Genomic DNA, 7,507 nt, shown 5'->3' with positions numbered 1-7,507 from the left:
AGGAACGTTAGTTCCGTACAGACCGCTTTGAGCGGTTCACGATTAAAGCCACCGGCTTTGCCGGTGGATATTTACTTGATGCCAACCTGATAGATAAGCAGCCCGGCAGCACTTGCTGTATAGATCAAATTGTCTGAAACGCTCAAATGAGTGATATTCTCCGGCACTTCAATCTGGTCAATAATCAAATTCGCTGGGTCACTGGCATCAACCAAGTACAGCAAGTCTGGATCATTGAAAAAACCAAAGCTTGGGAAAACATAGCGATTATTGCTCAGGCTGACGACATTACCCACACCAATGGAGTCCCGGTCTAAGATTTCGCTGGCCAGTAGCATAGGCGCATCGGCGTCGCTCACATCAAGCACAGCGAGTACTATGCTACCCGTCAGCCCAAGCGTAATCGGGCTGCCATCATTCCAGCCACCGGTACTGGCGCTCACAAGCGCCTGGTTGCCTTGTACCGCCAAACCTACAGTTTGCACTGTGCCGGGTATTTGCAGTTCATTGTTGTTTAAAACGACAAGACTTGACGGATTACTGATATCTACAACACGGATACGTCCAATACCAGTTTGTGTATCACCGCCAGTGGCGGTCGTGCTAGTCAATAGTATCGTTGTGGCGTCAGTTTGTGCGATATTGAATACATTAAAGTTACCGCCATTCTCGCCACAGCCGGGTGTTTCGCCTGGCTCCCCTCTGGGTCCGTTGTCATTAAACAAAACAGTATCCAAGGCCGGCGCAGCGATATTTCCGATAGCTATCGACAACAAGTCGCCATGTTGACTGAAAATGTCGTTATTGGAAATGAAAAAGCAGAACAGTAACTGCCTAACGTAAGCATGCTGGTTAATAATCAGCGGTCTTCCGGGAAAAGCATAAGGTATGGTGGTACTGCCGAGTAAAATCGGTGTTTGCGGGTCAGGGCTTAGCGAATAGAGCCTGAAAGGAAACCCCGAACCCGAAGTCACCGCCGCCAATAGACTGTTATTAATCGTGCAAGTAGTAGCGCTAAAACCGACGGTGTTAATCAGAACAGGGCTATCCGGAGAGGAAATGTCGACGACGCTGATACCATTATTGCCGCAAACGTAGGCAATATTGTTACTTACAACAACATCGGTGATACCGGGTAGACCTAACTGACCAATCAAGGAGAAGGGCGGGTCTTGTGCATAGACACGATTGATGGGTATTAGTAGAAACAACGCAAAACAAACGGGTGGAACTATGCGAAACAACTTACGGCAGACAAGTGAAAAATGAAAAGACATTTTTGAATTCCTCTCGGCCAGGCCGGTTGTCTGGGAAAATTTCCTTATTTCGAGCGAATCATAAGGTTGCTAATACCTGCTGTGCAACCAATACGTGAGTGCGGAATATATTGAAGCTTTTCGCGCACTATTCCAGTTAATAGAAAATTTTACAGTTCGGAAGCTTACCTGTTCCCATCGCTTTGTAACCCCCGCCAATACAAGCGGTTCCCACTGCACCTCCTTCGCGCCTCGCGCACCATCGCGAGCATGGCCAATACCTTTACCGCTGTCGGTCCCTCCCGGCTGCCCGAGCCGGACGTTGTGGAAGCACTCGATTTCGGGTCCATCTTCGGCGCCATGCTGTCCGATCTGCAGGGTCGCGACCCCACTTTCGACGCGCTGACCGAGGCGGACCCCGCCTATAAAATTCTGGAGGTGGCCGCTTACCGCGAACTGCTGCTGCGCCAGCGCGTCAACAACGCCGCCCGCGCCGTGATGCTCGCCTATGCGGAAGACGAAGACCTGGACCAGCTAGGCGCACTCTTCGGCGTACAGCGTCGGGTGCTCGACCCAGGTGATCCGCAAAACGGTATCGATCCCACCCTGGAATCCAATACCGAATTCCGCCGCCGCATCCAGCTCGCCCCCGAGGGCGCCTATATTTATCACGCCCTGGGCGCCGACCCCGGCGTGCTCGATGCCAGTGCCACCAGTCCCGGCCCCGGCGCGAGGTAGTGGTTTCCATTCTCGCCCGCAACGGCGACGGCAGTACGGAGCCGGCACTGCTCAATACCGTGGCCGCGGTACTGCAGGCGGACGACGTGCGCCCCATGACTGACCGGGTGCGCCTCAACAAGCCGATGGTGATCACCTCCGGTTACCGCTGCCAGGACCATTGCGCCAGGATCGGATCGACCATGACACACACTACCGGGCAGGCTGTGGATGTATCAGTTTCTGGTGGGCATGCCTATGAGCTGCTGGGGATCGCGCTGGAGGAGGGGTTTACTGGTATTGGCGTAAAGCAGAAGGGCACCCACAAGGGCCGATTCCTGCACCTGGATGACCTGAAACTCGTACCGGGCGAGCGTACCCGGCCCACGTTCTGGAGCTATTGGAGTTATAACCAAATCTGGTGTTTGAGGGTTTGAAAGAACGCAGCGTATCTGGTTGATTTGTTGTCACCAAACAATGAAACCAACCGAGAGTACGCCGCTATGAACAAGAATACCGTTGTTGAGTTTACAGGTCGACAGGAGGCCGCTGACCCGCTGACCGAGCTTTTGCGCCGAGGCGCACGTGAGCTGCTGCAGCAGGCGATTGAAGCCGAGCTATCGACCTTCATGGAAGGATTTGAAAGCCGCCATCTGGATGATGGTCGCGCTGCTGTCGTCCGCAATGGTCACCTGCCAGAGCGTGATATACAGACCGGGATTGGACCAGTAAAGGTGAAGGTGCCGAAGGTTTGCCGATGAGAACAGCTTACTCAAGCTGCTTTACGCCGGTATACTGAAAGCCTCCGAGCGCTGGACGCACCCGATCCAGAACTGGAACTTGACGCTGTCACAGCTGACAATTCACTTCCCGGATCGCCTGGAGAAATATATCAGCCTATGAGGCTACTTGGCTGACACAGAGTTTTGAACACCCTCTAATTTAGGCGCGCAGCCAGAAAGCTCTCAGTATCTCCATGTTTGCCTATTGGTGACACATCTCTGACTGACCATCCAGCGGCTCAGATTGAGCACATCAAATTGAACCCTAACCCTCGGTCTAGTAAGGCTACTTAGGAAGTAGTCATTCTGGAACATGGTGTCTCGATGTTTAAGAGAGGAGAGGGTCAAGCCTGTAAAGTGGACTTTAATTGACTATTGACCAGGGGTGCTTGATGTTGCAATATGCGCCGCACTTGGGAGCTGATATGTGTTTGCCTGCTGTTAACAAAGCAGTTATCTCTTGACAGCCCACACTAAAAGTAGGTGGTTTGAGCTGCACTACCACAGAAGTTTCACCAGTACCTATTTTCGAATTAGATAGTACTTTTGCATTTATTTAAGGATATCTTTTGAACAGATTAATTCTTGCCGCCGCCATCCTCTTTTTCGCATCCAACACTATGGCAACGGAAAGTAACTTCTACCTTAAGTCTTCTTATGGAAAGGTAGACCCGGATGGAAAGCTAGACACGGATTTTCCTTCACTTGAAGATCAGGAAAACCTAAGTGTAAAACTTTCCAACCCTAAAGGCTGGTCCCTAGCTTTAGGCTATCGTCTTGACAACTTCATCGCCCTTGAAGCTGGCTATGCAGATCTGGGAGATGCTGACAGTAGTGTCAGTGAGGTACGTTCAAATAACTTTGATTATGGTTATTATTCCGATACCTACGAGCGTGAAAATAGATTAGAGACAACTCTCAGCAGAAAATCAAAAATGTTGGGTATATTCTTAACCACTGATGTAACCAAAGATTTTTATGCTGGAATACGCACAGGGTTCCACTCGTGGGATGCGGATTTGAAATATAAATTTACTTCCAACACGAAATACACCGAGACTGATAACAGTGGAAGTGTAACATATACTGATACTTATAACTATGAAGAATCTGACAAAGAGCGCATTCACGATAGTGATCTCTACTATGGCATTTCCGCTGGATGGAACTTCAACGAAAACTGGAGCCTTAGCCTAGAGCACACTATTTTTGAAATGAATGAAGATAAACCCAGTCTTTCTTCCCTGGCACTGACCTACAACTTTTAAAGGTCGCTCAAATGCCTTTTTCAGCAGCCGAACCGGCTGCTGAATTTCCCTCTGCTAAAAATACAGAATAGAAGAATACACTCCGCTCCAGAGATACTGTGAAAATATCCCTTTATGCTTGTTGTCAGCCGCCAAGTCTTGTGACCACGATCAAAGAGTATCCTTCTATATCACCCGGTGTGCGATTTGGTATGCCTTACCATTCCCTTTCTTGATTCTTATTGGATTGAAATTCCTTTTCAACTGACTTAATTAATGCCCAACTAACTCAACCGGCCCCTGAGCCGGTTTTTTTACGCCTGGAGAAAGCTAATTCCCTAGGCCCCACAATCTGGAGCTACTAATGGACTGGAAAGCGATAGTTAAAAGCGTTGCCCCGACTCTGGGCGCAGCCCTGGGTGGCCCTGTTGCGGGAACGGCAGTCAAGTTCCTGGCTGGTGCCTTACTGGGAGATGAAAAGGCCACTGAGCAGGATATTGCTGATCTGGTACTGAATGCGAGCCCTGAACAGCTACTGGAACTACGCAGCCTTGACAACCAGTTCAAGCTCAAGATGCGTGAGCTGAATATTGATGTGTACCGGCTCGAAGTGGAGGACCGCAAGAGCGCTCGGCAAATGGGGATCAAGGGTGGCCTAACGGCACAGATAGCACTGTCGTTTGTGTTTATCACTGGGTACTTCGCGCTGACATTCGCCCTGTTCTCCGGTGAGATCACTATGACCCCGGCCATTGAGCAAACCGGCACCCTGATGTTGGGTGTGATCACCGGGGCCATTCCCATGATCCTGCAGTTCTGGTTTGGCTCCAGCCAGGGCAGTAAGGAAAAGGCACAGGCAATGGTGAAGCCATGAACACACAACCCGAGCACTGGCACCTGAGCAAAAGCATCTCTATCACTCAGATAGTAAGCATCATCCTCTTGGCTGTTGCTCTATTCACCTGGGGCTCTGATGTAGAAAAGCGGGTAGGAGCAAATGCCCAGGCAATCAAGCATGAATCACAAATGCGTTCTCTGGAGCAGAAGCACATCGCTGAATTCAAAGACGATATCCGAACCCGGCTCCAGCGCATTGATAGCAAGCTGGAGCGGTTGATAGAGAGAGGAGAGTAATGGCCAACTACCACTCAGACCGTGAGTACCACTATCGATCGCGCAATCCTCCTGGGCGGCCAGGCACTCGCCAATGCCTACGGCCGCAGTGGCAAAAAGGCCAAAGGCGGTATGCACTTTTCCATGCACGAAGAGAAGACCGACCATGAAAACGTGGTGGAGCACTCGATTTCCTGGATGAACGGCAAAGCCAAGATCCGCTTTAAGGGCACCAACGGTCGTATTAACGACCACGGTGTGATGGTGCATGACACAGCGGTAAGCGGTAACTGATTGGCGGGGGCTTCGGCCCTCGCGTGTTCACCCTCTTTTTTAATTACTGGAGCACTCCAATATGAAAACCCCAAACCTGAACACCATTCAGCAGAATGGTGAATACGGCAATCTGTGTGTTGCCACCGGCAAGGCCATTTTTGAAGGCGATGGCGGAGGTACAGCGGGTGCTGTACTGAGGTTACCGGCGATGACCAGAATCACTGGCCTTCGCATGGTTAACGATGCCCTTGGTGCGTCCACCACGATTGCCGTCAATGCGGTTGGTGATACCAGCTCCACTCCGATTTTGCCTGCAACTGCGACCGATTCTGCAGGCAACACTTTGTATACCGGCAAATCACTGTTGCTTCCCGAGCCTACCGAGCTGCAATTAACCCTGGCGGGCGGTAGTGCTACCGGGGAAGTGGAGTGTATTGTTGAGTATGTGTACGTCGGGGCTTGAGTCTTGGTCAAATATTGTGCAATTGCTCATGCATAAAGTGGCGCATTGACAGTTCAGTCTTACAGAAAATAATATACGTTAAGCCCCGAGTTAAAGAGCCATGGCTGATATCCACAGAGAATCTTCTCTAACTCATTGATTTACTTTGGGATGGAATGTCTTCAAAGGCTATTGGCTCTTTAATAAACTGTTAGGCTAAGAAAATATATTGACATAGGAGAGTCACAATGGGTGTTGGCGGTATTAGCATATGGCAACTTATAATTTTATTTTTACTTGTGTTCCCACTGGTGCATGTAGCAATCTCAAAAAAAGTTAGTGGTTGGAGTAAGTTTTTCTGGCTTGTAGCTGTACTTATATTTTCGTGGCTAGCCTACATCGTATTTTTATTAATGCCTTTATTTAGTGAAAGTACTGTTCCCAATGATAATGTGGCTTAGCAACAAGCCTAACAAGGCGGTGTTGTCGCCTTCGGGCTGGACCGCTAAAAGCGCTGCTTCGCAGCAACGCGGCCCGCTACAAAGGCGTTAGGCGGTTGCCATGCTTTATAGATTCTTATTTGTTTTATTGACCCTCACTATAGCCGGCTGCCAAACAGCGGAGGTATATCATTTTGTTCATGAAGAAACGGAATCTGATCGGAAAAGCTTGCAGTGGTCTAAGTCTGATCCACAATTGATATCGGAGCTTGCGGGAACCAAGTTACCGTATTTCGTCATAGACTTTCATAGTTTCTGGCCTGGATATTCGGCAACTGCCTATATGTATGTGGTTCAGAGGGCTGATAAACTAATTAGGCTTAGGTCTATTACAGTCGAATCTTCAGAGACAGGTGAGGTCCATAGGTCATTGATAAATGGGGAAGTCTCAGTAAAACTCTTAGAAAATGGATACCGCTTATACCGCTATCGAGTTCTAGATATGAGGTCTTCAGACCAATTCTCGGACGTGAACAGTCTTCGGGTAACGTTGAAATGGCAAGATCAGGAAGAGACAGATAGATCGACTACGTTTACCCTCAAAAAGCAAACAAAGAACGAAGTTGTATGGCCAACTTAAACGCGCCTAACAAGCGCAAACACTCGGAACAAATTTACGCTGCGTTCCAATTTGCCCAGTGTTGCGGACGTTAAATGCTAAGGAGATCGAGGAGGCATGGAAGAGATATATCCAGCTGAAGATGTGCAAGAAAAATTCGAAGCTGATGTCAGCTTCGATTACTACTTTCTTAAAGACATAGATGCCATTGCTAAACTTGAGCCAAATTGCTTATGTGAGATCGGCGGAAATGCATGGATGCATTATATTGAGTCAGGAGCCAAAGTTGACCCGCGTAAGCTAAGCGAACACTTTGATAACGGAAATCCTTTCCTTTTCAGAGAAGTCGAGAAGGTTATGAAAAGAGAAGTCCTTCAAGACATAATGCTTGTGCACGCCAAAGTACAAGATGCTGAGCTAGATCGTAATATTTGTGGTCAACTTCTTCTTGCTAGGGTTTATCCAAACAACTTGCACATATCAGATGTTGAGTTCAGCAATCCATATGAGTCAGTGCCTGAAAATGAGAAAAAGTATCGGTAGTGTTCAGAATTCTGTGTCATTTCTTTATCATTAGCAAAAAAGAGATGATCTATGACCAAACCTACTTTCGAT

General features: G+C 48.7%; 10 protein-coding genes and 2 pseudogenes. 11 read left to right on the top strand and 1 reads right to left on the bottom strand.

The features are described from left to right. Nucleotides 1-71 precede the first annotated feature (71 nt). Entirely contained in the window at nucleotides 72-1,277 is a 1,206-nt protein-coding gene (locus Q1A48_RS20195; protein ID WP_299948511.1) for a hypothetical protein, read from the bottom strand. 249 nt (nucleotides 1,278-1,526) lie between these two features. On the opposite strand from Q1A48_RS20195, the gene Q1A48_RS20190 reads away from it, so the two are divergent. The 11 genes and pseudogenes from Q1A48_RS20190 (at nucleotide 1,527) to Q1A48_RS20140 (ending at nucleotide 7,435) form a co-directional block, all read left to right on the top strand. After that, nucleotides 1,527-1,994 (top strand): hypothetical protein, encoded by a 468-nt coding sequence (locus tag Q1A48_RS20190; RefSeq protein ID WP_299948510.1) that lies wholly within the window; start codon nucleotides 1,527-1,529, stop codon nucleotides 1,992-1,994. Next, a complete protein-coding gene (locus tag Q1A48_RS20185; RefSeq protein WP_299948509.1) occupies nucleotides 1,994-2,410 on the top strand; it encodes a D-Ala-D-Ala carboxypeptidase family metallohydrolase in 417 nt (138 codons plus the stop codon). Before Q1A48_RS20190 ends, Q1A48_RS20185 begins: the two co-directional genes overlap by 1 nt. 66 nt (nucleotides 2,411-2,476) lie before the next feature. Next, nucleotides 2,477-2,725, top strand: a pseudogene (locus Q1A48_RS20180) (IS256 family transposase); the annotation flags it as partial. Then, nucleotides 2,724-2,876: pseudogene (locus Q1A48_RS20175) on the top strand (IS256 family transposase); the annotation flags it as partial. The pseudogenes Q1A48_RS20180 and Q1A48_RS20175, both read left to right, overlap by 2 nt. Before the next feature lie 448 nt (nucleotides 2,877-3,324). Continuing rightward, nucleotides 3,325-4,023 carry an outer membrane beta-barrel protein gene (locus tag Q1A48_RS20170; protein WP_299948508.1) on the top strand — a complete coding sequence of 233 codons (699 nt, stop codon included), beginning with the start codon at nucleotides 3,325-3,327 and terminating at the stop codon, nucleotides 4,021-4,023. Between the two features lie 343 nt (nucleotides 4,024-4,366). Further along, the gene (locus Q1A48_RS20165; RefSeq protein ID WP_299948507.1) at nucleotides 4,367-4,876 is read left to right on the top strand and encodes a hypothetical protein; all 510 of its coding nucleotides are present in this window, start codon (nucleotides 4,367-4,369) and stop codon (nucleotides 4,874-4,876) included. Then, a complete protein-coding gene (locus tag Q1A48_RS20160; protein ID WP_299948506.1) occupies nucleotides 4,873-5,136 on the top strand; it encodes a hypothetical protein in 264 nt (87 codons plus the stop codon). Before Q1A48_RS20165 ends, Q1A48_RS20160 begins: the two co-directional genes overlap by 4 nt. 21 nt (nucleotides 5,137-5,157) lie before the next feature. Beyond that, nucleotides 5,158-5,409, top strand: a complete 252-nt coding sequence (locus Q1A48_RS20155) for a DUF4043 family protein (protein ID WP_366523455.1) — start codon at nucleotides 5,158-5,160, stop codon at nucleotides 5,407-5,409. Nucleotides 5,410-5,470: 61 nt separating this feature from the next. After that, nucleotides 5,471-5,854, top strand: coding sequence for a hypothetical protein (locus tag Q1A48_RS20150; protein ID WP_299948504.1), 384 nt, complete (start codon nucleotides 5,471-5,473; stop codon nucleotides 5,852-5,854). 227 nt (nucleotides 5,855-6,081) lie between these two features. After that, entirely contained in the window at nucleotides 6,082-6,294 is a 213-nt protein-coding gene (locus Q1A48_RS20145) for a hypothetical protein (RefSeq protein WP_299948502.1), read from the top strand. 715 nt (nucleotides 6,295-7,009) lie between these two features. Further along, nucleotides 7,010-7,435, top strand: coding sequence for a hypothetical protein (locus Q1A48_RS20140; protein WP_299948500.1), 426 nt, complete (start codon nucleotides 7,010-7,012; stop codon nucleotides 7,433-7,435). Nucleotides 7,436-7,507: the final 72 nt, after the last annotated feature.

Source organism: uncultured Microbulbifer sp., assembly GCF_947489355.1.
Lineage (GTDB): Bacteria > Pseudomonadota > Gammaproteobacteria > Pseudomonadales > Cellvibrionaceae > Microbulbifer.
The sequence above is the reverse complement of the archived record's forward strand: the minus strand, read 5'-3'. Positions and strand labels throughout refer to the sequence as shown.

Bases quoted from the DNA above. Each gene is read 5' to 3' on its own strand.
- Q1A48_RS20195 (WP_299948511.1), bottom strand. From the start codon at position 1,277: ATGTCTTTTCATTTTTCACTTGTCTGCCGTAAGTTGTTTCGCATAGTT.
- Q1A48_RS20190 (WP_299948510.1), top strand. From the start codon at position 1,527: ATGGCCAATACCTTTACCGCTGTCGGTCCCTCCCGGCTGCCCGAGCCG.
- Q1A48_RS20165 (WP_299948507.1), top strand. From the start codon at position 4,367: ATGGACTGGAAAGCGATAGTTAAAAGCGTTGCCCCGACTCTGGGCGCA.
- Q1A48_RS20160 (WP_299948506.1), top strand. From the start codon at position 4,873: ATGAACACACAACCCGAGCACTGGCACCTGAGCAAAAGCATCTCTATC.
- Q1A48_RS20150 (WP_299948504.1), top strand. From the start codon at position 5,471: ATGAAAACCCCAAACCTGAACACCATTCAGCAGAATGGTGAATACGGC.
- Q1A48_RS20145 (WP_299948502.1), top strand. From the start codon at position 6,082: ATGGGTGTTGGCGGTATTAGCATATGGCAACTTATAATTTTATTTTTA.
- Q1A48_RS20140 (WP_299948500.1), top strand. From the start codon at position 7,010: ATGGAAGAGATATATCCAGCTGAAGATGTGCAAGAAAAATTCGAAGCT.